The organism is Vibrio sp. 10N.222.49.C9, assembly GCF_041474985.1.
Taxonomy (GTDB): Bacteria; Pseudomonadota; Gammaproteobacteria; order Enterobacterales; family Vibrionaceae; genus Vibrio; species Vibrio crassostreae_C.
The window spans coordinates 1-397 of the sequence record NZ_JBFRVD010000859.1; the positions used below are offsets into that span (position 1 = coordinate 1).

2 protein-coding genes are annotated in these 397 nt (G+C 39.8%); one reads left to right on the forward strand and one right to left on the reverse strand.

Annotated elements, in window-relative coordinates:
- On the forward strand, nucleotides 1-214 hold a 214-nt coding region (locus AB4585_RS25940), incomplete at its 5' end, for a hypothetical protein (RefSeq protein WP_372171644.1).
- On the opposite strand, the gene AB4585_RS25945 is transcribed toward AB4585_RS25940, so the two are convergent.
- Nucleotides 211-397 (reverse strand): hypothetical protein (locus AB4585_RS25945; RefSeq protein ID WP_372171646.1); only part of this gene is annotated, 187 nt, incomplete at its 5' end. The genes AB4585_RS25940 and AB4585_RS25945 overlap by 4 nt on opposite strands.

Below are 397 nucleotides of genomic sequence, written 5' to 3' on the forward strand. Positions count from 1 at the left end.
AAGCAACCTTAAAACCATGCGTAAAGGTCTGAGAGTCCAAATTCTTGAGCAAAGCGGTTTTGCTAAAGCCTACACAGAAAAGCACTCAGAAAAGGAATACAACGCTCTAATTAAAGAGAAAGAAGATGAACAAATTGAGGCGATTCTGGGTTTTGATTTTGATTGGACTCATTACTGCCCTGAGTACGTTATCAAGACACTAGAACAAGCCTAAACACATCCCATATTGGGGGGGCGATGCGCCCCCTTTTGCGAAACAGTTTGTCTGATATTGTGAATACACAGCAACGAAATACAGGAATAACAGTTATGAATCTTCAAGCCCTTATGCAGTTCTCGAACGTGAAAATTATGTTCAATAAAATCAATGATACGCATTTTGGTATCACCATTCAGC